This window comes from Rhizobium sp. HT1-10 (assembly GCF_049472505.1).
In the GTDB taxonomy this organism is placed as follows: domain Bacteria; phylum Pseudomonadota; class Alphaproteobacteria; order Rhizobiales; family Rhizobiaceae; genus Rhizobium.
Genome location: NZ_JBCEBQ010000014.1, coordinates 52634 through 76398 on the forward strand (window position 1 = coordinate 52634; position 23765 = coordinate 76398).

The 23765-nt window shown below is 59.6% G+C and carries 21 protein-coding genes and 3 pseudogenes; 16 read left to right on the forward strand and 8 right to left on the reverse strand.

Annotation, left to right across the window (positions count from 1 at the left end; all coding sequences use genetic code 11):
• The first annotated feature begins 22 nt into the window (after positions 1-22).
• The 7 genes and pseudogenes from VH564_RS23615 to VH564_RS23645 all read left to right on the forward strand — a co-directional run bounded on the left by VH564_RS23615 (position 23) and on the right by VH564_RS23645 (position 5159).
• Positions 23-1048, forward strand: coding sequence for an ABC transporter substrate-binding protein (locus VH564_RS23615; RefSeq protein ID WP_423342293.1), 1026 nt, complete (start codon positions 23-25; stop codon positions 1046-1048).
• A gap of 78 nt (positions 1049-1126) precedes the next feature.
• Positions 1127-2218 (forward strand): ABC transporter ATP-binding protein, encoded by a 1092-nt coding sequence (locus tag VH564_RS23620; protein ID WP_423342294.1) that lies wholly within the window; start codon positions 1127-1129, stop codon positions 2216-2218.
• Entirely contained in the window at positions 2215-3069 is an 855-nt protein-coding gene (locus tag VH564_RS23625; protein WP_423342295.1) for an ABC transporter permease, read from the forward strand. Before VH564_RS23620 ends, VH564_RS23625 begins: the two co-directional genes overlap by 4 nt.
• Positions 3066-3857 (forward strand): ABC transporter permease, encoded by a 792-nt coding sequence (locus VH564_RS23630; RefSeq protein ID WP_423342296.1) that lies wholly within the window; start codon positions 3066-3068, stop codon positions 3855-3857. Before VH564_RS23625 ends, VH564_RS23630 begins: the two co-directional genes overlap by 4 nt.
• Positions 3858-4065: 208 nt before the next feature.
• Positions 4066-4334: pseudogene (locus tag VH564_RS23635) on the forward strand (hypothetical protein); the annotation flags it as partial.
• A gap of 250 nt (positions 4335-4584) precedes the next feature.
• Positions 4585-4863, forward strand: coding sequence for a type II toxin-antitoxin system ParD family antitoxin (locus VH564_RS23640; protein ID WP_423342297.1), 279 nt, complete (start codon positions 4585-4587; stop codon positions 4861-4863).
• 2 nt (positions 4864-4865) lie between these two features.
• Complete coding sequence (locus VH564_RS23645; RefSeq protein WP_423342298.1) at positions 4866-5159, forward strand: type II toxin-antitoxin system RelE/ParE family toxin; 294 nt, start codon at positions 4866-4868, stop codon at positions 5157-5159.
• A gap of 266 nt (positions 5160-5425) precedes the next feature.
• Here the strand turns inward: VH564_RS23645 and VH564_RS23650 are convergent, their stop codons facing one another.
• The 5 genes from VH564_RS23650 to VH564_RS23670 all read right to left on the reverse strand — a co-directional run bounded on the left by VH564_RS23650 (position 5426) and on the right by VH564_RS23670 (position 11070).
• A complete protein-coding gene (locus VH564_RS23650) occupies positions 5426-6055 on the reverse strand; it encodes an isochorismatase family protein (RefSeq protein ID WP_423342299.1) in 630 nt (209 codons plus the stop codon).
• Positions 6052-7404 carry an amidase gene (locus tag VH564_RS23655; RefSeq protein ID WP_423342300.1) on the reverse strand — a complete coding sequence of 451 codons (1353 nt, stop codon included), beginning with the start codon at positions 7402-7404 and terminating at the stop codon, positions 6052-6054. The genes VH564_RS23650 and VH564_RS23655 overlap by 4 nt, the downstream gene beginning before the upstream one ends.
• A complete protein-coding gene (locus tag VH564_RS23660; RefSeq protein ID WP_423342301.1) occupies positions 7401-8957 on the reverse strand; it encodes an amidase in 1557 nt (518 codons plus the stop codon). Before VH564_RS23660 ends, VH564_RS23655 begins: the two co-directional genes overlap by 4 nt.
• Before the next feature lies 1 nt (position 8958).
• Positions 8959-10041: a pyrimidine utilization protein A gene (rutA, locus tag VH564_RS23665; protein ID WP_423342302.1), complete on the reverse strand. Its 1083-nt coding sequence runs from the start codon at positions 10039-10041 to the stop codon at positions 8959-8961.
• Positions 10042-10311: 270 nt separating this feature from the next.
• Positions 10312-11070 carry a GntR family transcriptional regulator gene (locus VH564_RS23670; protein WP_423342303.1) on the reverse strand — a complete coding sequence of 253 codons (759 nt, stop codon included), beginning with the start codon at positions 11068-11070 and terminating at the stop codon, positions 10312-10314.
• Between the two features lie 187 nt (positions 11071-11257).
• Here VH564_RS23670 and VH564_RS23675 point away from each other — a divergent pair, with 187 nt between their 5' ends.
• The 7 genes from VH564_RS23675 (at position 11258) to VH564_RS23705 (ending at position 18624) form a co-directional block, all read left to right on the forward strand.
• Positions 11258-12478 (forward strand): MFS transporter, encoded by a 1221-nt coding sequence (locus VH564_RS23675; protein WP_423342304.1) that lies wholly within the window; start codon positions 11258-11260, stop codon positions 12476-12478.
• 280 nt (positions 12479-12758) lie between these two features.
• On the forward strand, positions 12759-13859 hold the full coding sequence (locus VH564_RS23680; protein WP_423342305.1) for a sugar ABC transporter substrate-binding protein: 1101 nt from the start codon (positions 12759-12761) through the stop codon (positions 13857-13859).
• A gap of 30 nt (positions 13860-13889) precedes the next feature.
• Positions 13890-15437: a sugar ABC transporter ATP-binding protein gene (locus VH564_RS23685; RefSeq protein WP_423342306.1), complete on the forward strand. Its 1548-nt coding sequence runs from the start codon at positions 13890-13892 to the stop codon at positions 15435-15437.
• Positions 15434-16444, forward strand: coding sequence for an ABC transporter permease (locus tag VH564_RS23690; RefSeq protein ID WP_423342307.1), 1011 nt, complete (start codon positions 15434-15436; stop codon positions 16442-16444). Before VH564_RS23685 ends, VH564_RS23690 begins: the two co-directional genes overlap by 4 nt.
• Complete coding sequence (locus VH564_RS23695; protein WP_423342308.1) at positions 16444-16647, forward strand: hypothetical protein; 204 nt, start codon at positions 16444-16446, stop codon at positions 16645-16647. The genes VH564_RS23690 and VH564_RS23695 overlap by 1 nt, the downstream gene beginning before the upstream one ends.
• Positions 16644-18062, forward strand: a complete 1419-nt coding sequence (locus tag VH564_RS23700) for an amidase (protein ID WP_423342309.1) — start codon at positions 16644-16646, stop codon at positions 18060-18062. Before VH564_RS23695 ends, VH564_RS23700 begins: the two co-directional genes overlap by 4 nt.
• Before the next feature lie 46 nt (positions 18063-18108).
• Entirely contained in the window at positions 18109-18624 is a 516-nt protein-coding gene (locus VH564_RS23705) for a flavin reductase (RefSeq protein ID WP_423342310.1), read from the forward strand.
• A 103-nt stretch (positions 18625-18727) separates the two neighbouring features.
• Here VH564_RS23705 and VH564_RS23710 read toward each other — a convergent pair.
• Both VH564_RS23710 and VH564_RS23715 read right to left on the reverse strand, forming a co-directional pair.
• A pseudogene (locus VH564_RS23710) lies at positions 18728-18968 on the reverse strand (DDE-type integrase/transposase/recombinase); the annotation flags it as partial.
• Positions 18926-19039: pseudogene (locus VH564_RS23715) on the reverse strand (IS30 family transposase); the annotation flags it as partial. The pseudogenes VH564_RS23710 and VH564_RS23715, both read right to left, overlap by 43 nt.
• Before the next feature lie 85 nt (positions 19040-19124).
• Between VH564_RS23715 and VH564_RS23720 the strand changes: the two are divergent.
• Positions 19125-19772, forward strand: coding sequence for a TetR family transcriptional regulator (locus VH564_RS23720; protein ID WP_423342311.1), 648 nt, complete (start codon positions 19125-19127; stop codon positions 19770-19772).
• A 255-nt stretch (positions 19773-20027) separates the two neighbouring features.
• A complete protein-coding gene (locus VH564_RS23725; protein WP_423342312.1) occupies positions 20028-20930 on the forward strand; it encodes an alpha/beta hydrolase in 903 nt (300 codons plus the stop codon).
• Between the two features lie 440 nt (positions 20931-21370).
• On the opposite strand, the gene VH564_RS23730 is transcribed toward VH564_RS23725, so the two are convergent.
• A complete protein-coding gene (locus VH564_RS23730; protein ID WP_423342313.1) occupies positions 21371-23188 on the reverse strand; it encodes a HAMP domain-containing methyl-accepting chemotaxis protein in 1818 nt (605 codons plus the stop codon).
• Positions 23189-23765 lie beyond the last annotated feature (577 nt).

Genomic DNA, 23765 nt, shown 5'->3' on the forward strand with positions numbered 1-23765 from the left:
ACCAACAATAAGGGGAACGGATATGGGATTGAAGACACGTATCATTGGAATGGCGACCGCCGGCTTCGTGCTGTCGCTGATGGCCTCGACGGCCTTTGCCGAAAACCTTCGGATTCTCGCCTGGGACGGCTATGCCGACAAGGACTGGGTCAAAGAATTCACGGCGACAACAGGGATCGGCGTCGACGTCGTCTTCATCGGCAGCGACGACGAAGCCTGGGCAAAGATCAAGGGCAGCGAAGGCAAAGATTTCGACATCTACGCCGTCAACACCGCCCAGCTGCAGCGCTATATCGCCGCCGACCTGGCGACGCCGATCGATGTGGCTGACATGCCGAACCAGAAGGAAGTGCTGCCGCGCTTTCGGGATCTGACGACGGTGCGCGGCGTCACCAAGGATGGCAAGGTCTACGGCATTCCCTTCTGTTTCGATTCGATCGGCTTGATCTACGACACCGACAAGGTGAAGCCGGCACCGACATCGATGTCAATCCTCTGGGACCCTGCCTACAAGGGCAAGGTGCTGGCCTATGACAACGGCGAGCACAATGTCTCCTTCACAGCCCTGACGCTCGGCTACCAGGACCCCTTCCACCTCAGCGACGATCAGATCGCGGCGGTCAAGACCAAGCTCGTCGACCTCAAGCACAATGTCCTAAGCTTCTACACGACCGCCGACGAAGCCCAGCAGATCTACAAGGACAACGACGTGGCGCTCATCTGGGCGAACTACGGACAGCAGCAGCTGAAAGCCCTGCAGGCCATCGGTGCCCACGTCGCCTACGTCAATCCGAGTGAAGGCGCGCTTGCCTGGCTTGACAACTGGGTCGTCTCGAAGGGCGTGCATGACAAGGTGGCCGCCGAAAAGTGGATCAACTTCATGATCTCCAAGAAAGTCAGCTCACAGCTCTCGGAGCGCACCGGCTTCGGTAATACGGTAACCGAAACCGCCAGTGCCGGCGGCAACGACAAACTGATCTGGCTCGACAATGTCGAAGATCCGCTCAAGCGCTCGGATATCTGGAACGAGGTCAAGGCGACGCCTTGATCCCAGTTGTCATTGTCCCTTCTGACGCGGCGGTCTGGATGAAACTCCGGACCGCCTTCCCAACATGCCGAGAACAACATGACCCAAGCGCTGGATCTGCTTAACCTGCAGTCCGTCTCCAAATCCTATGGACCCGTGCCGGTCCTGCACGAGATTGATCTTGCCATCCGCGACGGCGAGTTTTTGACGGTGCTCGGTCCCTCCGGATCCGGCAAGACGACGGTGTTGCGTCTGATCGGCGGACTGGAAACGGTCACGTCAGGGACGATAAAACTGGACGGGCAGGATATCAGCCGCATGCCGATCAACCGGCGGCCGTTCAACACCGTTTTCCAGGATTACGCACTTTTCCCACATATGACCGTTGCCGGCAATATTGGCTATGGCCTGTCCATCCGGCATAGGCCGAAAGCCGAGATCAAGCGGCGGGTCGGCGAAGCGCTCGACCTGGTTCAGCTCGGGAAATTCGCCGGTCGTTACCCGGTTCAGCTGTCCGGCGGCCAGCGTCAGCGGGTGGCGTTGGCGCGGGCGCTGATCTGCCAGCCGCGTCTCATTCTGCTCGACGAGCCGCTGGCAGCCCTCGATCTGGAATTGCGCCGCCAGATGCAGGAGTTCCTGAAATCGATCCAGCGCGAGATCAAGACTACCTTCCTGTTCGTCACCCATGACCAGGAGGAGGCGATCGGCATGGCGGACCGCATCTGCGTAATGCAGGCCGGCCGCATCCGCCAACTTGGAACGCCGCATCAGCTTTATTACAAGCCCAATTGCGAATTCGTCGCCCGCTTCTTCGGAGACAATAATCTCGTGCCAGGGACGCTGGGCGCGACGGACGGTGCGTTTCGGGCGATCGAAACGTCGCTTGGCACCCTGCTTTGCTCTACCCAAGGGCAGCCGGATTTGAGCGCCGCTGCCTCGGGAGTTTCTGCCTTTGCCGTCTTTCGGCCGGAAGCCCTTCGTCTGGCCGAGGCGAGCGACGGTGCCAATCGCTTCTCCGGGGTTGTGACGGAGCTAGCCTTTGGCGGATCATCGACGGTCGCGCATATCGACGCCGGCGGACAAAAGCTGCGTCTGCGGCTGCCAAGCCGGTTCGAAGGAAGCCATCTGCGCCACGGCGAAACGATCGATCTCGCATTCGCACCGGGGGAATCGCACATGGTCCTGTCATGACCGGGAAAAGCGCACGGTTTTCCATCCTCGTTCCACTGCTGGCATTTGCGCTGCCGGTGTTCTTCATCCTCGTGCCGCTGGCGATCTTTGTCGGATACAGCTTTTTCAGCGTCGACCACGGGCAGATCAAATATACTCTGACGGTTGCAAACTATGTGCGGTTCTTTACCGATCCAATTTTTCTGTCGGTGTTCTGGAACACCTGCCTGCTCTGCCTGACCGTTGCCCTGATCTGCGTCCTGCTCGGATATCCCACCGCCTATTTCCTGACGACGCTGCGCGGACGCTGGCGCTACGTCATGCTGATGATGATGCTGGTGCCGTTGCTGATGAGCTACGTCATCAAGATCTATGCGATCCGCAGCATTCTCGGCCAGAGCGGTTTCCTGAACACCATGCTGGTCGGCATCGGCCTGCTGGACAAGCCATCGTCCTTCTTCGTCTTCAACATGAACGCCATCCTTCTGACGCTGACCATGCTGCTGATCCCTTTTGCAATCTTGCCGATCTTCCTGACGCTGGAACGCATCCCGCCAGTGCTGATGAGCGCCTCGGCCGATCTCGGCGCCACAGGGCTTCAGACCTTCCTGCGCGTGACGCTGCCGCTGAGCGTCCCCGGCATCGCCTCGGCGGCAAGCTTCGTGTTCATTCTCGCCATAGGTGATTTCCTGACGCCGCAGATGGTCGGCGGCGTTGATGGCTTCACCTTCGGCCGCATTCTCTACAGTCAGTTCGGCACAGCATTCAATTGGCCGTTCGGTGCAGCCCTGTCGGTCGCCTTGGCGGTGGTGGTGATCGTCGCCATCCTGATCGGCGAACGGTTTGGCCGGCAGCGGGGGCTTCCCGAATGAACGGCCCGATACGCCTGTCGACGCTCACTCTGGCTTCGATAACAGCCGTTGTCGCCATTGTGCTTTACAGTCCGCTTTTCGTGCCCATCCTGTCGTCTTTCTTCACCGTCAATCACGGCAAAGTCGACTGGTCGATGCCGACGCTGTCGGCCTATGTCGACCTGATGGACAATGAGGACGTGCTGTCGGCGCTGCGGGCGACACTGATCGTCGGCATTAGCACCGTCGTTCTTTCGGTCGTCTGCGGCATCCTGCTGGCGCTCTACTACCATGGCCACCGGGCCGGCCGCGGGGCGCTGCAGTTCATCGTCTTCCTGCCGTTTCTGATGCCACCCGTGATCAGTGGCCTCGCCCTTTTGATTTTCTTTCGTGAGATCAACTTTGACCGTTCACTGATCACGATCGTCATCGGCCATACCGTCTTTGTGCTTGCGATCGTCTATCGGACGATATTGACGCGCTTGCAATCGATGAGTCCGGCCCTTGTAGAGGCCTCATATGATCTGGGGGCCAATGGCTGGCAAACATTCTGGCGCGTCTTGCTGCCCAACCTGTCGACCGCGATGATCGGCGGCGGGGTTCTGGCTTTTGCCTTGTCCTTCGACGAAACCATGATTACGATTCTCGTGACAGGGCCGCAAAGCACCTTGCCAGTCCGGCTTTGGGCGATGATGCGGCTTGGCTTTTCGCCCGATATCAACGCTCTGGTCGCCCTGATACTATTGTTCACCGTGCTGTTGTGTGCGCTGACCACGCGTTTGCTCATTCCGAAGCAAATCAAACTGTAGGTGACTTTTGGTTGTTACAATAGGGCTTCTGAGGGCGGCGCTTTGGATCAGGTGTCGGCCCCCGTCACCGATACAGCGGAAATTATTTCCGCTTATCGCTTCAACAATGTGTTTTTTGCGCCTTGAACCAGTTCGAACCACCGCCCCGGTGTTTCTCAGCACCGAGAACAAAGTCTAGCTCGCGGGTAAAGTGTCTGGCCATTCCTGCGAGGCTTGGCGAAGCGTTATCCAACGTTATGGGAGTTACAACCCTATACAGGCCGCGGTGCCATCAAGGGGTTGCTGCCGCACGGACCGCATAATCTTCGCGATATTCTGGCAACGCATATCCTCAAGCAGACCGGGTCATACGAGCAGGCCAGTTATGCCATCCAGGACCCACCGGATGTCGTTCAGCAACACTACGGTCGCTTCCTGCCGCAGGATAAGGCGGCGCTCGCGGCGAAAATCCCTAATCAGGTTTGGGAAGCTGCATAACCGGTCGGATGAATAGCTGATCCACATCGCCCATGCAGACACGGAAGCAATCGGCGCATCTGCATGGGCACTGCCGGTCGTCTCCGCCTTGAAGGGATGTGAACCTACGGCCACTGGTTGGACCGGCTGGGGCGGGATGGAAGATCAATCGGTTCAGGGGGGTGGCTTCGGCTCGAATACAACAGTCACCCCTTGCGTGCGGTACGCTAATCGCATACCGTTTCTTGGGTAAGTCGGAGGATAAAGAAGTATGGCGACGGTCGAGAAGATTACCATTGCATTGACATCCGAAATGGCGGGGTTTGTGCGGAGCGCAGTCGATGCTGGAGAATATGCATCGACGAGTGAAGCTATCCGTGACGCCGTCCGAGAATGGAAGGAGCGCCGGGATTTGCTTGGGTATACAGTCGAAGATCTCCGAGTGCTTGTGCAGGAAGGTATTGAAAGTGGGCCAAGTTCGCGCTCGACAATAGCAGAGGTAAAAGCTGCAGCGCGCGAACGATTAGAATCTTCACGAGATGAACGCTAGCCGTGCATTCAATTATCAGAACCGATCGCGCGGACGAGGACCTGATCGAGATATGGTCTTATATAGCCGCTGACAACATATCTGCAGCTGACCGTGTTCTCGACGCGATCGAAGCACGCTGGGACAATCTCGCCCGACACCCCTACTCTGGAGTTGCGCGCGACGATATCGCGCCTGGCATTCGGCATCTCGTCTCAGGTGAGTATCTAACCCTTTATCGGCTCAGCGGCAGTGCTATTGAAATCGTCCGTGTCCTGCATGGGCGCAGAAGGATATCCTCCAAAGCCATGATATGACACGCCGGTTCGCATAGCCTGCGTATGTACCCAAATTCTAACAATCAAAAAATGCGTAACGCCCATTTATGGAACTAGAGGCGAATATATATGATGCGACTCACGCCGTCTGCGAATAGGCGTCTCGGGCGCACACTGCTATGTGTCGGGTGGGTAGACCTCGATGGGGACCACTCTCACTGCTTGGGCTGGTCCAGGACGAGACGATGAGCGACTAAACGTCAGCGGCCGTTTGGTGGCCAAGGATGTCTGTTGCGAAGGTAGGGTCAGCCAAGGCCTTCGATGAACGCCAGAATCTCCGCCTCAGAGACGACATCGGCATATTTGGCGTTCATATCGAAAAGGTTGGCTTCATGGGGAGCCGGATGGCGATCGCCGCAGGCGTCACGCACCACCGTGGTGATGAAGCCGTGCGACATCGCGTCGACGCAGGAGGCGCGCACGCAGCCGCTGGTGGTGAGGCCGGTAAGGATGACGTTGTCGACCCCCGTCGCTGTCAGCATCGAGGCGAGCGACGTCCCGAAAAAGGCGCTCGGATATTGCTTCGTCACGACGAACTCGTCGGCAAAGGGCTCAAGCCCCTTCGGCCAGGCACCGAGCGGATTGCCGGCAGTGAAACTTGCCAAGGGCTTGGCCTTCTGGAAGAAGCGGCCGCCATCCAGACCGCTTGGATGCAAAACGACGCCGGTGAGGATGACGGGGATCTTCTTTTCGCGCGCTGCGGCGCGGATCCGCAGGGCACTTTCGAGTGCTGCTTCGACCCCGGCAAAGAGCGGGCTATCCGGCTCGAAGTAAGCCTGTACGAAATCGACCAGCACCAGTGCCGGCTTCCTGCCAAAACCGATGCGGTTATTATAGGCCTTCACGTAGTTGGCATGCAGGTCTGCTTGGCTCACGGGCGGCTCCCTCGGCATTCACGGACGTTTTTAATTCCCGGGGCTTTCGCATTGAGGACTTCTGCAATGCGGCTGGCGTGCGCCAAGAGATGGCTGTCGGCAAAACGTGGGGCTATCAGGGTCACCCCGATGGGTAGCGGTTGATCGCCGGAGGCCTCAAGATCGATGGGAACATTCAGGCAGGGCACGCCGAGCAGCGTCCAGGACGCGTTGAACACCGGATCGCCGGGCTTGCGGCCGACGGGCGCAACACCGGCTGCGCTCGGCGCGATCACGACATCGTAGTTGGTAGCGATCTCGTCGAAGGCGATCCGGGCGAGCGCCATGCCGTCATAGGCTTCTCTGAGGTCTGTGAGCGTCGTGCGGTCCCGATTGTCGACGCGGTGATGGAAATCGTCATGCAATAGCGTGCCATGTCGACGCGCCAGATTGCGGAACGCCGCCTGGCCCTCGCGGTGGAGAATGACCCGATGATGGCGATCGAGCGCGTCGAAGTCGGCCGGCAGGTCGAGCGAATGCACCTGATGACCGGCCTCGCGCAGGCGGCCGGCGGCTGTTGCCAGCGCCTCCAGGCTCGCGTCTTCAAGGCGGTCGTGAAAAGGCCCGGTGGTGACTGCTATTTTGAGGGCGTCCTGACTGCCGGCCAACAGAAGAGGTTCATCGAGGCCGAAGACGGATGCGAGCAATGCCAGATCTGCAACCGAGCGGCCATACCAGCCGACCGTGTCGAAGCTGACGGCGTAGAGCTTCATGCCCTCGCGACTGACGCGGCCGAAGCTGGGCTTGAAGGCATAGACGCCGCAAAAGGAAGCCGGGCGAATGGTCGAACCACCAGTCTGGGTGGCGAGCGCCAACGGCACATGGAAATCGGCAACGGCCGCCGCAGAGCCTGCCGACGAGCCGCCGGAGGTGCGGGTGAGATCGTGCGGGTTTCCGGTTCTGGCGTCCTGACCGGCGGCGGCAAATTCCGTCGTGTCTGTCTTGCCGAGAACGATCGCACCCTCAGCGCGCAGGAGGTCGACGGCCGCCGCATCTGCGGCAGGCTGGAAGCCACCGTAAAGCGGCGAGTTATAGGTCGTCGGCATGTCGTGGGTGTCAAACACATCCTTGACGGCGATCGGCAGGCCATGCAGCCGCCCTCGCCTCTGCCGCGGCAGGGCGTCGAGGCGCTCAGCCTCCGCCAGCGCTTGCGGATTGACGGCGAGCCATGCCCGCACATCGCCGTCCCGGGCCTCGATACGCTCGAGGCACGCGGCAACCAGGTCGCGGGCGCTTATCCGGTCATCGGCCAGCATCGCCAGCATCTCAGAGGCAGTCAGCTGGTTAGGCGAGGACGCTGCAAGGCTCATGGCGCCAAGCCCGGTGGCACCAGCTCATGAAAATCGGTGGCTCGCTGGAAGGCGGCACCCAGCGACAGGCATAGCGCATCGGCCTGAGGGCGTCCGACAATCTGGATGCCGGTTGGCAGACCCGCCCGGCCGATGCCGGATGGCAGCATGAGCGCCGGCAGGCCGGTAAGATCGAAGATCATGGTATTTCGGGAAGTCATCGACTGGAACGTATGGGCGACGCCATTCACATCCACGGTGAGATCGTCGAGCCGGCCCGCCTCGCCGCCAATGCCGGGCGTCACAACCAGATCGACATCGGCCATGGCGGCAAGGAAGCCGGTTTGGGCTTCAGCGCGCATCTGCAGCGCTCGCCCGTAATCGACTGCGGAATAGGCTAGGCCGTTCTTCAGCCTGTGGACCAGACCCGCATCGAACATCTCTGCCCTATCAAGCCGTGAAGAATGCAGTGTCGCCAATTCGCTCTGGAGGATGACCCAGCCGGCGTCGTGCCAAGGGGCGATATCGATGGCATCCAGCGGAACGCGGACGCACCCGAGCCCCTCCATGATCTCAAGCGCATTCTCCCAGTTGGCGAGAACGGCATCATCGACAAGATCCATGAACCAGTTGACGGGCACGCCGATCCGAAGGCCTTCGCATGGCCTGTCCGCCAGAATCTCAGTGCATTGCGAGGCGAGCCCGGGCTCCGCCTGTGCGGTCATGAAGGGCAGGACGCGCGCAATATCCTTGGCCGAGCGGCCCATCGGACCGACGTGATCGAGCGTCCAGGACAGGGGCGCGACACCACGTCTGGAAACGCGGTCCCGGCTGGGCTTCAGACCCGTCGTGCCGCACCAGCAGGAGGGGACGCGGATTGATCCACCCGTGTCCGTGCCGAGCGCAAGCGGCATCAGCCGCGCGGCCAGCCCGGCAGCCGAGCCTGTCGACGATCCGCCCGTCCAGCGGCTGCGATCCCAGGGATTGGATACCGTACCGAAGCGCGGATTGTGCGGCGAACCCGTGGCAAACTCGGTGGTCGCCGTCATGGCAAAGGGAATGGCGCCGGCGGCACGCAGGGCGGCGACGGCATCCGCATCGGCCGGCGCGATACGATTGCCGGTAAAATGAGACCCGGATGTGGTAACAGTGCCCCCGACATCTATGATGTCCTTGATGCCGAAGGGTATGCCCTCCAGCGGTCGCGCCGTTCCGTTTCGCCAACGCTCGTCGCTTTCGCGCGCGGACTGTTCGGCCTCCGGCACGAAGCGCAGGACCGCCTTGCAACCGGCACTTGTCGACCGCGAGGCATTGCTGAAGACGGCCAAAGCCTCTGAAGGCAACAGGCTGCGGCCGGCATAGGCGGAAAGAAGAGTTTCGACGCTCGCAGTCCGGACGCGCAAGTTCTCGACCACCGGCTGAATAGGCGAGCCCGAGAGCGATATGCCGGATGCGGCGATGGTGGCATAGGGACGATCTGCGAGACCCGGGTCCACCAGCGTCAGTGGATCCAGGATTTCGTGATCACCGAGAACAGGCGTTCCCGCCCCGGCGCTAGGTAGAATGCGATGCACCTTACTCGGCCGCCATCTGGCGCGGTGTACGCGACGCCATCAGCGGCTGGATGCGCTCCCCGAACTTGTCGAGACCGACCAGGAAGTCGTCGAAGGTCAGCATGATGCCCTTGGTGCCGGGAACGCTGCCGGCCTCCTCCAGCATTCGGGCCACACTGGCATAGGAGCCGACTAGGGTTCCCATGTTGAAGTTGACCGCACCTTCGGGGAGGTTGATGTGCTTGGCGGTCGAGTTGCTGTCGGCGGTCGCATCCTTGCTGCCCTGATCGGCCATCCATGCCAGCGCATCGACATCCGCGCCTGCACGGTAGCTCTCCCACTTCGCCTGCGCCAACTCGTCGGTTTCCTCGGCAATGACCATGAAGAGCACGTAGGCGCCGACATCGCGGCCGGTCTTGGCGGCCGCCTCGAGCAGCTTGACGTTGTTCGGCGCATAGGCTGTCGGCGTGTTGATGCCCGACCCCATGACGAAGTTGTAGTCGGCATATTCCGCAGCGAACTCCATACCGCGCGGGCTTTGTCCGGCGGCGACGATCTCGATCTTGTTCGCCGGCATCGGCTTCATCATGCAGTCCTTCATGGTGAAGTGCTTGCCTTCGAAGGTGCATTCGCCCTTGCTCCAGAGCTCTTTCATGACGTGGACATATTCTGTCGAGTAGTCATAGCGATAGCCGAAGTAGTCGTTGCCCGGCCACATGCCCATCTGGTCATATTCGGCCATCTGCCATCCGGACACGATGTTGACGCCGAAACGACCCGGCGCAACGCTATCGATCGTGGTTGCCATACGCGCGACAATGGCCGGCGGCAGCGTCAGCACCGCTGTCGAGGCGAACAGCTTGATCCGCTCCGTGACCGCCGCCAGGCTCGCCATCAGCGTGAAGCTTTCGAGATTGTAGTCCCAGAATTCCGTCTTGCCGCCGAAGCCTTTGAGCTTGATCATCGACAGCGCGAATTCCAGCCCGTGGCGCTCGGCTTTCTGGACGATCTGCTTGTTGAGTTCGAAGCTCGGCATGTACTGCGGCGATTTCGTGGAGATCAGCCAGCCATTGTTTCCGATCGGAATGAAAACACCGATATCCATGTGGTTCCCCTTTATCTGGATGGACGCGCTAGGCAGTATGTACGAACTAATGCAAATTTTCTTGGGGCTGTCCAGCCAAAAATGGCTTAAGTTTAGGCGTGCCTATTTATTGGGCAAACGAGCATTTCGCGCGCAGGGGAGTGCGATCGCTGACAACGTCATGCGGTGAATGGCTGGGCAACCGCCCAGGGGAGCGGCACCGCCTGCAAGAGCGGGATGCGACGTGTCGCTATAGCGCCCGCCGGGGAGCAGCGACCAAAGGGGATGGCGTCAGCCCTCGGCGCGCAGGGTCGTCGTGAAGGTGAAGCGCTCGGCGGGGAGCACCTGGAAAGCATATTCAAGAAGGCGCCGACCGGAGCCATAGTAACGGCGCGTGACGACCAGGGCGAGGTCGCCCGCCGTGACGCCGAGCTTGCCGGCGATCACCTCATCCAGCATGATGGGCTTGATTTCCTGCTGAATTTCCTGAATTTTCTCGCCCGTAAACTGCTCGATGTAATGAAAGATGGCGCTCCGGGCGACGGTGATATCCTTGACCGCGCCGGCCAGCCGCGAATCCACATAGACCTCGTTCCAGGAAAAGGGGCGGCTGCGATTGCCGGGATAGCGGATGCCCGCCATGTGGAAAAATTTCCGGCCGGGGCGGCAGCCCAGCTCCTTCGCAAGCTTCCCTTGCGCCGAGATTTCCTCCTTCGTGTCGATGACGAACTCCGTCTCTGCGGCAATCTCGAAGAGCTCTGAACGCGAGTGGGCGATGAACCGATTCCGTTCGGGGTCGAAGCCAGCCTCGACACGGGTACCGACCCCCTTGCGCGCCGAAAGGCGCCCCTTGTTGCGCAGCGTCCCAATCGCCTGGCGTACGGTCTGACGACTGACGCCAAGGGCAGCGGCGATCTCGTTTTCGGTCGGCAGCAGAGAACCTACAGGATAATCGCCGTTTTTGATCCGCGCCTCCAGGTGATGGGCAACCTGCAGATAGAGCGGCGCCGTATCGAGCTCCGGCTTCCAATCATGGCGTTTCTGATCCAAGCACCCACTCCCGCCAGCACAAGCCGCTGTCGCATCCCTGTTATCAAAGCTTCAAATCTCCTTTCCCGGCGAAAGGCAATCGATTTCCGCCGTCGCCACTAAGCCACCCTGCCCCGCTTGTGCTGGCAAAGCGGATCTATTAGTACGTACATATCCTAGATCATAATTTCCCAGGACAGTGATACGCATGTCGGACCTGATTGCCGGAGAGCACTCGCAAACGCGCCGCGCCTCCTCGTTGATGCAAACGCTTGCGGCGGCGACGCTTATTCAGATCGTGGCGACAGCGAGTGTCCTTGCCCTGACGGCCATCGCACCCATGGTCGCCGCCGATCTCGACATTGGCGCCTACTGGATCGGCTATCAGATCAGCTTGATCTATGCCTCCGGCATGTTTTCCTCGGCCGTCGCCGGCACGCTGGTCCAGCGTTTCGGGCCGATCCGGATCGAACAGGCTGCGCTGGTCTGCTGCGTCATCGGCTTTGCCGGCATCGCAACCGCCAATATCCCTTTGATCGTCGTCGCATCGCTTTTCATCGGCATCGGCTATGGATTGAACAATCCGGCCTCCTCCGAGATGCTGAGCCGGGTTACGCCGCAGAACAAACGCAACATCGTCTTCTCGCTTAAGCAGTCTGGCGTGCCGCTTGGCGGCATCCTGGCAAGCTTCGCCTTTCCCTTCCTGTCGCGCTTCGTTGGCTGGAAAATGGCGTTGTTGATCGGCGTCGCCGCGCCGCTCCTCACCATGGCAATGCTGGCGATGACCCATGCAGCCGAACCCATCATTGCCAGCAAACGCCGCTCGCTGCTGGGCGGACTGATCGAGGAACAGTCGACGATCTGGCGCAACCCGCGCCTGCTGACCTTGAGCGGCCTCGGCTTTGCCTACTCGGCCATGCAGCTGTCGGTTTCCGCCTTCGCCGTTGTCACGCTCGTACACGATGCCGGCTGGTCGCTGCTGGCCGCAGGCTCCGTTGCCGCTGCGATGCAGTTCGCCGGCGCCTTCGGGCGCATTTTCTGGGGTGTTGTTGCCGACCGCATCGGTGGTGGCTTCATCACGCTGTCGCTGCTCGGCCTCTTGGGCGGCCTGGGCTACGCGCTGCTCTTCTGGCTGCCGGATCTGCCTCCTCTTGCCCAGGTGGCTCTCTTCATTTGCATGGGCGGCGTTACCATCGGCTGGAACGGCGTGCTGCTGGCCGAAGTCGCCCACAACGCCCCCGAGGGCAAGGTCGGCGCCATCACCGGTGGCGTCCTCGTCTACACCTTCATTGGCGTCATCGTCGGCCCCTCCTCCTTCGGCAGCCTCTATGCGCTGACCGGGCACTACGGTGCGAGCTTCCTGGCCTTTTCGCTGTTTGGCTTCGGTGGCATGCTCATCGCCTGGCGAGCCCACCGCGCGGGCCGCTAAGCTGCAGCAATTTCATATGTACTGACATACTGCACCTAAAGTGCCGGAGTGGAGCTTTGCTGCAGGCGCTCAGCATCGCCTGAGGGAGCACGATTGAACAGGATTCAAGCGGTTTCGCAGCAGCGTTTTCAGCAATCGCCGCTTTAATGTGCAGTGAAAAAAAATAGGCAAAATGCGGTTGACGTCCTCTTGCGTATGTACGTACATTAAGTTCAGAGGGCCGCGCGGAAGCGACGCCCCAAGACACCGGGCAAACCGGGATCGCACAGGGGAATTGATCATGCGCCTGCTTTTCGTGCGTACATTGTTCGCAGTCTCCGCTCTTGCGGGCTTCTCCACCGCCGCGACGGCCGATCCGATGACCGATGCAAAAGCTGTTATCGCTGAGCACCGCGCCATGCCGGTCTTTGCGCCGCCGGGCGAGCCGTTCGATGCCAAAGCCTGCATGGCCGGCAAGAAGGTCCTGTCGATCCCGATCTCGATGACCATCCCGTTCAATGTCGAATTGCAGAAGGCCATGGCGTCTGCGGCCAAGGAAGTCGGATTTACCTATACGACCTGGGACAATCAGCTGAAGATCGACCAGTGGGTGCAGGGCATCTCCCAGGCGATCAGCCAGAAATACGACGTTGTCGACCTTGCCGGCGGCCTCAACCCGCAAGTCCTTGGGCCGCAACTGGGCGAAGCGCGCGCCGCCGGACTGAAGATATCCACGACCCATTTCTACGACGTCACGCAGCCAGCCATCGACACTGTCGACTATTCGGGCAAGATCGACTTCACAGGCGCCGGCAAGCTGCTGGCCGCCTGGGCGTATGTCCAGACCGAGGGAAAGCCCAATGTCCTGATCATCGGCTCCTCCGACGTCCTGCCCTCCATCCCTTTCGTCAAATCGATCCAGGATGAGCTGAAGGCGCTTTGCCCGAACTGCAAGATGAAGCATCTCGACGTGCCGGTTTCCGAATGGGCGACGAAGATCCAGTCGGGCACGCAATCGGCCCTGCTGGCCGATCCTTCGATCAACTATATCCTGCCGATCTACGACTCCATGTCGCAGTTCGTCATCCCGGCGCTCCGCATCACCGGTGCGGAAGGCAGCGTCAAACTTGCCAGCTTCAACGGCACGCCCTTCGTTCTCGACATGGTGCGTGGCGGCCAGGTGCAGATGGACGTCGGCGAGAGCCTCGGCTGGGCCGGCTATGCGGCCATCGACAACATCATGCGCATGCTGTGCGGCAAGCCTGAGGTGGCCAAGCTCAACGTGCCGCTGCTGGTCTTCGACGACACCAACATCCAGACCGCCGGTACGCCTGCCAATTTCAACGACGGCTATGGCGACGCCCATCTCGATGGGTTCCGCAAACTCTGGATGATGAAGTAAGTCAACCGCGCCTGACCGAGGAGCCGCATCGTGGTCGATAATGCCGTGCTCACCATGAACAATATCCGCATGCGCTTCGGCAGCTACTACGCGCTCAAGGGTGTGTCGCTGTCGATCCGACGCGGCGAGGTGTTCGGCCTCCTCGGCCAGAACGGCTCCGGCAAATCGACGATGATCAAGGTGCTCGCGGGCTTTCACCAGCCGGAAGAGGGCAGCGAGGTCATCCTGTGGGGGCAGAAGATGGCGCTGCCGCTCGACCCCATGGAAATCAAGAAGCGGGGCGTCGCTTTCGTCCACCAGCACCTCGGCCTCATACCGTCTCTCACGGTGCTGGAGAACATGCGGGTGACCGCGCTCGGCAACAGGACGCCGTGGTTCGTCAACTGGAAGAGGCAAGCAGCGGCGATTGCCAAGCTGTTTGCCGAATTCGACCTGTCGATTGATCCGTTCCAGACGGTTGCCAATCTTTCGCCGGTCGAGCGGGCCTTCGTTGCGATCATCCGCGCCTTCGAGGACTTGCGCGCATCCGATGCCGGCTATGGCGGCGAAGGCATCCTCGTTCTCGACGAACCCACGCCGTTTCTGCCGGCCGAAGACGTGCTGCGGCTCTTCGCGCTGATCCGCTCGATCGTCAAGACCGGCGCCTCCGTCGTCATCGTCACCCATGATATCGACGAGGTGCGCGATATCACCGATCGTGTCGCGGTGCTGCGCGACGGCGAGCTTGTCGACATCCTCGACACACGCACATCGCAACGCCAGTCGATCCTCGACACCATCGTCGGCTCCCGCATCGATGCCTTCGAGAAAAGGCGCATGGCCAAAACCGGCGTGCCGACTGCCGTCAGCGTGCGCGGTATGTCGGATGGCCTCAGCGCCCCCTTCAACTTCGAGATCCGGGAGGGAGAGACGCTCGGCGTGACGGGCCTGATCGGCTCTGGCTTCGCGGCTCTTCCCTATTTCCTCTACGGCGCAAGACGGGGTACCGGCGAAATCACGGTGGGCGAAAATACCGCCAGGGTCGGCGGCATGACGCCGCTTGCCGCCCAGAAGCTTGGCATCGCCTTCCTGCCCGGCGATCGCCTGGGCGCAGCCGGAATTGGAACCTTGTCGGTGACAGACAATATCACGCTTCCCATGCTGGACGGCCTGACGAAGCCCTATGGGCTCGATCGTCCCCGGATGACACGCGCGGCGGCAGCGCTTGTCCATAGCTACGACGTCCGGCCCGCCAATCCGCATTTGCCGCTGGGTTCGCTGTCCGGCGGCAACCAGCAAAAGGTATTGCTGGCCAAGTGGCTGCAGACCAAGCCGAAGCTGCTGATGCTCGACGAACCGACCCAAGGCGTCGATTTCGGTGCCCGCCAGCAGATTTTCCGGGCCCTGGACCGGGCGGCGGCGGAGGGCACCGCCATCCTCTGCGCCTCGACCGACAATGAGCAACTCGAGCAGATCTGCGACCGCATCATCGTGTTTTCCCGCGGCCGCCCGGTGATCGAACTCAAGGGCGGGGAGATCAGCCGCAAGGCCATCACCGAAGCCTGTTTCCACAGCCATGACGCGGAGGCCGCAGAATGACGACGCTGGATATGCCGACAACCAAGACCATGATGCCGGCCAGAAGCCGCTTCACGCTGAAGACAGAGGCCGAGCGCTTCGCGCTGGTAGGCGCCTGGCTGCTGCTGATCGTGATCTTCGGGACGCTGATGCCGGATTCCTTCCTGAGCTGGCGAAGCTTCTCCACGCTGTTCGGTTCGCAGGCCGTCCTCGTGGTGCTGACGCTGGCCATCATCATTCCCCTGACATCAGGCGATTTCGACCTGTCGGGGGCATCGACCCTGACCATGAGCACCATGCTGATCGCCGTGCTCAACGTGAAATTCGGCTGGCCGATCGTGCCCGTCATCCTGATCGCTCTCCTCAGCGGGATCGTCATCGGCGCGGTCAACGCCTTCTTCGTGCTCTATTTCCGCATCCATTCGCTGATCGTGACGCTGGGCGTAGGCACCTTCGTCAACGGGCTCATCCTCTGGGTCAGCAACTCGCAGACGATCTCGGGCGTATCCATGGACCTGGTCAAATGGGTGATCATCAATCGGCTGTTCGGCATTCCGCTGGCCTTCTTCTATGCGCTGATCCTGGCCGTTCTGCTCTGGTACGCGCTGGAATTCACCATTGCCGGCCGCAAGCTGCTGTTCGTCGGCCGCGGCCGCGAGGTGTCCCGGCTGAACGGCATCAATGTCGATAGAGTGCGCGCGACGTCCTTCGTTCTATCCGGTCTGATCTCGGCTTTTGCCGGAATGCTCTACGCCGGCATGACCGGGTCGGCAGATCCGCTATCCGGCCTTAACCTTCTGCTTCCAGCGTTCGCTGCGGCCTTTCTCGGCGCAACAACAATCTCGCCCGGCCGCTTCAATGCCTTCGGCGCCGTAATCAGCGTCTACTTCCTGGTGACCGGCATCACCGGCCTGACGATGCTCGGCGCCGATGCCTATGTGCAGAACCTGTTCTATGGGGGAGCCCTGGTCATCGCCGTGTCGCTCAGCCAGCTCGTCCGCAATCGCCAACCGCAGGATTTCAGCTGATGGATATGACGAACATCATGGCCGCCCTTGCCGAGACCTATTGGGACCGTCCGGTAAACGAGGCGGAACTCGTGGCCATGATCGGCGAGGCCATGCGCGACAAGGCCAGGATTGCCCCACCGTTTGGCGGCAAATCGGGGTTCCTGTTCGACACCGAGCCGGCCCATTTCGAGGCGCTGCTGCTTGCAGAGGCCAAACGATGAGCCTCGACAATCCGACATCGCTGAAAGAAGCGGGCGACGCTATCCGCGCCGGCCGCATAACCTCGGTCGAGATGACAACAGCCGCGATTGCCCGTGCGAAGTCCAGCCATGCGCGGCTGAACGCCTTTATCGAAATCGAAGAAGAGCCAGCGCTTCAGGCCGCGCGCGCCGCAGACATGGCGCTTGCCTCCGGCCGGACGGTGGGGCCGCTGCATGGCGTCCCCCTCGCGCACAAGGACATGTATGACCGCGCCGGCTTCGTGACCGGTTGCGGCTCAAGGATCCGCAAGGATCATGTTGCGGCATCGACCTCCACCGTCATCGAACGCCTGCAGGCAGCGGGTGCACTCGCCATCGGCCGGCTGAACATGAGCGAATTTGCCATGGGGCCGACGGGACACAACTTTCACCACGGGAGAGCGATGAACCCGATCGAGGCGGCGCGGATCACCGGCGGCTCCTCCTCCGGGTCTGGATCTGCCGTTGGCGGTGGCGTCGTGCTGGCGGCGCTCGGCTCAGATACGGGCGGCTCCATCCGCCTGCCGGCGGCGTGCTGCGGTACGGTCGGGATCAAGCCGACCCAGGGCCGGGTGAGCCGCCACGGTGCGATGCCGCTGTCCTTCTCGCAGGACTGCGTCGGTCCGCTGGCGCGCTCCGTCGCGGACGCCTACCTCCTGTTGCAGCTGATCTCTGGCCCGGATGGGCACGACATGACCTGCATGAATGTGAAGGAACCCGGTCCGCTGCTCTCGGATATCTCGTCACTGCGGATCGGCATTGCCGGCGGTCCCTTTGCCGAGGGATTGGACAGCGATGTCGCACGCGGCATGGAGACCGCCGTCGCGGCTCTGTCGCCAGAGGTGGCCGGGATCTCTTTAGCTACCCTGCCCGATCTTTCCGCCATCGCCGAACTCGCAAATGCCGTGGCCATGGCGGAGGCGGGAACAGTACATTTCGACTGGATGCGCGAGCGCCCGGACGATTACGGCCCGCAGATTAGCATGCGGCTTTCGCAGTCCCTGGCGATCCCCGCACCGATCTATCTGCGCGCGCTGCAGATGCGCTCGGTGATGCTGAAGGAGTTTCTGGAGACGGCCTTTGCTGATGTCGATGTGCTAATGACGCCGACGATGCCGTTTATCCCGCCCCTGTCTGCCGACGTCGACATCGGCGCGAGCCCTACCATGAATGCCGTGGTGAGCGCGATGACGTCCTTCACCCGGCCGTTCAGCTACCTCGGCCTACCGGTCGTCACCGTGCCGGTGTCGACGTCCCCAGGCGGCCTGCCCGTTGCTTTGCAGATCGTTGCGCGCCCCTGGCGCGAGGATCTCGCTGCCAGCGTGGCTCAAAAACTGGAACAGGCGCTCGGCCTGACCGCATTCACCAACCCTCCCCTGGCGCGCACAGCGGCCTGACCGGGACCGACGTCGCCCATGGATGAAATTAGGAAGGACCTCCCCGATGAATAACAACGCCCTTATCGATGCCATTCCAGATGTCAGCCAGCAGGTGTTTCGGAACGCCATGGCGAACATGGGCGCGGCCGTTACCATCATCACGACGGATGGTCCGGGCGGAAAAGCAGGCTTTGCCGCAACGGCCGTCTGCAGCGTTACCGATAGTCCTGCGACCCTGCTCGTCTGCCTCAATCGGACAGCCTCGGTTTTCGATGCTGTGATGGGCAACAAGGCCCTCTGCGTCAATGTCCTTGCCGCCGGCCACGAAAGCCTCTCAACGCTATTTGGCGGCAAGACGCCAGTGGAAGAACGCTTTGCAGCCGCCGACTGGCACTACGGCGTAACCGGCGCCCCAGTGCTGGAGGATGCCATGGTGTCGTTCGACTGCCTGCTCACCGAGATGACGGATGTCGGAACGCACCGCGTCTTGTTCTGCGCGGTGAAGGCGATCCGCGAAAACCCCGCCGAAAAGGCGCTGGTCTATTACAAGCGTGCCTATCACCATCTTGGCGCCTCATGATGCCGAGACTAAATGTTCGCCCAGCGGCTGGTTGACCCGTCTCGGGCATATCGCAAACTTCCACAGAGGCTGCGGTTATCCCTTGAACGGCGCCATTTTCATGTTTGTTAACCTTTGTAAGTCCGAAGAGGCGCGCAACCAAATCATTCTGATCGTTGACTGTCCATCCGCCGGAAAACCGAAGCCTTTCCTCAGCCATAGCATCGCATCGAAACCGGCAATCGCCGCGCGGTATTGAACGATTGGAAGCCGCCAATCTTCGGCATGTTCTTCTTCACACGGAAATGGTCGCTCTCAATGGACGCGTTGTAGCCATAGTGTGAGCCGTCACATGCCAGTAACCCTCAGCTGCCGGAAACTCTCGGTCGTGCCAGAAATTCCGGCGCAGTTCGCGGCAGCTCGTCGAGCGGTCACGCCAAGGCTACGCGCAATTTCTGATATGGCCACAAATAATGGCACTGCGTGTTGACATGACACTGAGTGCCACATAATAAGACTTCATGACATTGATTCCAGAGTTTGAACCTCAAAGCCCTTCGACGTTACGTGATCGCCAGAGACACGATGTTCGTGCAGCAGTCATCAAGGCCGGTATCGAGCTGTTTCTGGAAAATGGCTTTGATGAAACCAGTGTTGACGACATCGCCGAGAAAGCTGGAGTTTCAAGGCGAACGGTCTTTCGTCATTTCCCCTCAAAAGACGATATCGTCATTGCTTGGAGCAGTGTCGCATCAGAAGATCTCGCCGCGGCCGTTCGTCAGAGGGATCCTGCAGAGCCGGGGCTTGCCTGTTTGTGCTCTGTTTTGCTGGAACACGTAGCCAACAACGCCGACCAACTTCCTTCCGCACTTGCGATCGCTCGGCTGATTGCGGCCACTCCGAGCCTTAGGGCAAGAAGTGCAGAGAAGTACTTACTTTGGGAAGAGCGTCTCTGTGCTGCTCTCTTAAGTCGAGCTGATCCGACGCCCAACGCGGCGCGGCTAGCACCGGTCGCCGCGGCGATAGCGGTTGGCGTATTCCGGGTCGCAGCAAGCGCTTGGGTGGATGGCAACGGAAGACAATCTCTCCTCGATATCCTCAGAGAGAAATACGATGCCCTAGCAATCATACAACAGGACGTAGTCTCTCTGACGAAACCTGACCCATAGATGCGGCTTTCTGCGTTACGCGCTGATCGCTGCTGACGACCTGCCCCTTCGATGAAGAGTGAGGGGCGACGTCACCCGAACCGGGAGAGTGACTTACCGTTGGACCCTGAGGGCGAGTTGTCCCGCAGGTCTGCGAGCGTCACGAATTTATCAAGCAGGCTACGCGCGCCGTCGCCTGACGAATGTCCGTCGGCAAGACGGCCACTGCGTAAGTGCCGACATTAGCAATACCGCTGTTGAAAGGTTTGTTCCACAATGACTGAAATGCGCAAAGTAACGTTCAAAAGCCGGGGTATCGATATTGTCGGGGATCTCTATCTGCCTTCAAAGAGCAGCCCTGATCGCAAGGGGGCGGCAATCATTGTTGGCCATCCAGGCACCGGTATCAAGGAACAGGCGTCAGGCCTTTATGCACGTCTTCTGGCCGAGGCCGGTTTCACGACACTTGCTTTCGATGCAGCTTATCAGGGTGAGAGCGGTGGAGAACCCCGCGATATTGAAGATCCTTACCAACGCGTCGAGGATTTCAAATGCGCCGTCACCTACCTTTCCGCACTTGGAGAAGGTGTAGATGCGCAGCGAATCGGGCTGACGGGCATCTGCGCTTCCGGCGGATACGGGATCTTTGCCGCCCAAACAGATGTACGTATCAAAGCTGTTGCTGGTGTCGCCCTGATGTGCACCGGGGCGATGGCTCGTGCAGCATTGAAGGATGAATCTGGCAACATAAGCCCTGAGGCTCTTCACGCGTCGCTTGCTCCAATGGGCCAAGCTCGCATTGCAGAAGCAAATGGCGCTGAGGGAATGACAATCAGCATTTTGGATTATGGTGGAGCAGGCGAATATTATTCTACGCCCTTGGGCTATCATCCACGATGCACCAACAAGCAGCTTGCTCGCAGCTTTGAACTCCTCCTGAATTATGACTCCTTCGCCTTCATCAAATGGCTGGCACCACGGCCTCTGCTCTTGATTGTCGGCACGGAGCCGATGAAAGCGTTCGATACAATCCCCTTCAGCAAAACGGCCTACGAGAATGCCTGCGATCCAAAGGAGCTTTTCGTCGTACAGGGGCGCAAACACATCGATTTCTATCACGAGACATCTGAAAGCCTGCCGAAACTGGTGGAATTCTTCGGAAAGGCACTCTGTGACTGACACTCCCTCGTTGGTCTCAGCCCAAAAACAGCGATACCGTAGGCGTGGGTAAGAATATTTCCCACGTGGAGACACGCCGGACTCGACCTGTTTCTGCAGGTTCAATTTGTGCAAGATGTCCCGCCGCTCATCAGATCGGCGCCGGTTTTACACTCAACTGGAGCTTATGGATTGTTGGGTCGTCTGACACATTTGCCGGGCCTTCATATCGCACACGTCAAATGTCCTTGTGACACAGTTTCATCGTGCGAAATGGGGCCAACCCGTGATCAAGCCAGCAAGGCTCCGCGGCCTGTTTTTGCTCAGGGCAAAATGTATCGATAGCGTCCTGATGAGAGCGACATGAAGGGCGGTCATCCTTTTGGCGATAGAACCTTCAGAAGTCCCATCATGAAAGCGCCGCACTATCCATGCGGGGCTTTCTTTGTGGATGTTATCGGTCAAGCAGCATGGCGGCTTTCGAAGGATCTCCTGTACTGGCGTGAAATGGTAAAGCTTGACACCAGTTGTTGGAGACGCTGGCTTTCAGATGCAAGGCTGGCGCTGGCAGCGCTGGTTTCTTCCACCATCGCAGCATTTTGCTGTGTCACCTGATCCATCTGGTTTACGGCGATATTGACCTCCGACAAACCAACGGACTGTTCCCGCGATGATGTCGCAATGGCATCCATCAGACCGTTGATGGTGGTCACATGATGCTCGATGCCCTTGAGCACATTGCCAGTTTCCTGCACCTGCCGCACGCCATTCTCAACTTCCTTCGTGGAGTTGTTGATCAAATCCTTGATCTCGCGGGCTGCCTTGGCGGACCGCTGGGCTAGTTCACGCACTTCCGTAGCGACAACTGCAAAACCACGGCCTGCGTCCCCCGCACGGGCGGCTTCCACACCGGCATTTAAAGCGAGAAGATTGGTTTGGAAGGCGATTTCATCAATTACGCTAATTATATTGGAGATCTGGTTGGAGGAATGCTCGATGCGTTGCATGGCCTTGATTGCTTCACTCACAACCTGGCCGGAGAGAGCAGCGCTGCTGTTGGCTTCGTTGGCAACGCTACGTGCTTCTTCAACGCGCTGCGAAGAATTGGTAACATTTACTGTGATCTCATCAAGGGCGGCCGCCGTTTCCTCCAGTGATGCCGCTTGTTGTTCTGTGCGCCTGGAAAGGTCGTCTGCGCTCTGGCTGACCTCACGGGAACCATCGCTGATGGTGCTTGCGGAATGCGCCACTGTTGCAATGGTGTTTCCCAATTGTGCGACTGCGGCGTTCAAGTCATTGCGCAGGGCCTCGAACTCTGGGGCAAATGGCTCCGTCAATTCAAAAGCCAAGTCGCCAGCAGCTAAACGCTTGAGGGCGCCTGCAATACCGACCGTCGCTTCCTGCAACTTCCTCTGGGCAACGGCCTCGGCCTCTTGCTGAAGCTGCTGTCGATCGGATCCAGCTCTTTGCCGGGCCGTTTCCGCTTCAGCTTCCAAGGCGCGGTTTTGCAAGATACCATCCTTGAACACTTGCAGTGCTGCAGCCATTGCGCCAATTTCGTCAGCCCGACGTTTATAGGACACTTCGCCGTCGGTGTCACCGCCAGCAAGGGCCCGCATATTGTCAGTGATCTTCTTCAGCGGGCGCACAACCCGCATGCCGCTGGTCAGCGTAGCTCCAATGCCGATGAGAACGGCTATAGCCAGAGCGATATGGGTTATAGATGTTGCATCGGCAACCGACGTCAGGACGCCCGTTCCTTCATCTTTGACATTGCTAGCCAAGTCATCAACCGCGGCTTGAATATCGTCACCAGATTTACTGTAAAGATCATAAGCTTCGCCAAGAAAAAGGTTCATTGCTTCCTCCTTTTTCTGACCGTCGGCAGCAGATTTTACCTTCTGCCATAGGTTTTCGGCCTTCTGCCAATCGGTCGCGAAGGCCGCGTATAAATCGCGATCGCCTTGATCCACCATAAGAGGCTCGTAGATTTTGCGGTTCTTTGCCAGCGTCTGGTTGGCTCTGTCGACGGCTTCGGCGAATTTTTGTTTTTGATCGCCCTTGGCGTCTAGATAAGCTGCCTGAGCAACTCGAACATCGCCGACGTCAGCGTTAAGTTGGCCCATTGTGATGAACGATGGAACGCGTTTTTCAACGATTTGAGTCGTTCCTTCGCGGATTGTGCCCAAAGAGAAAACAGCATACCCCCCTTGAGCGACAACAACGGTCAAAATTAGTGCAAAGAGCGATGTTAGGAGTTGGCCAAGAGAAATACGCATTTTAGTCTCCGGAGCATGGGCCAACACGAAATTGACAATTGCTAAGAATAATCCCTATTTGAGTTGTTTATTATTAGTTGTATTAAAATTCTCTTTATCTAATTTAAGTTTACGACAAAATTATAGAACCTGTCTCCGAAGGAACTCAATGACCATGGTGCCTTGCGAGCCTCGGTGTAAAAATGCGGATGTGGGCAGTAAGCATCCAGTCTTCGGCGGAGACGGTTGATTTTTCTCAATCCGAGGTCAGTCGTCAGCGCAGACCCAGCCAGACAAATGTGCGCTCCACGACCCACCCAAGCGGCGGCAATTCGAAGCCTCACGCCTTGTCTGTTTGATCGACGGATTGACGAACTGCAACATGAACTTCGCAACCTTGACTGGGCGCTGACCTCAAGGCCTGCCTGCATCGTGAACCGATCGACTTCCGCGCGGGATCAATAGGTTTGCGTTTTTGGTCCAGGAAACAATTGCGCTGGACCCGTTTGTTCCTGCGGTCTTTCGGCAGGCGACGGCGCGGCGGTATTGTTTGTCGCGGTCCTCATTAAAGATCTGGCGTCGTCGATACCGGGGCGGA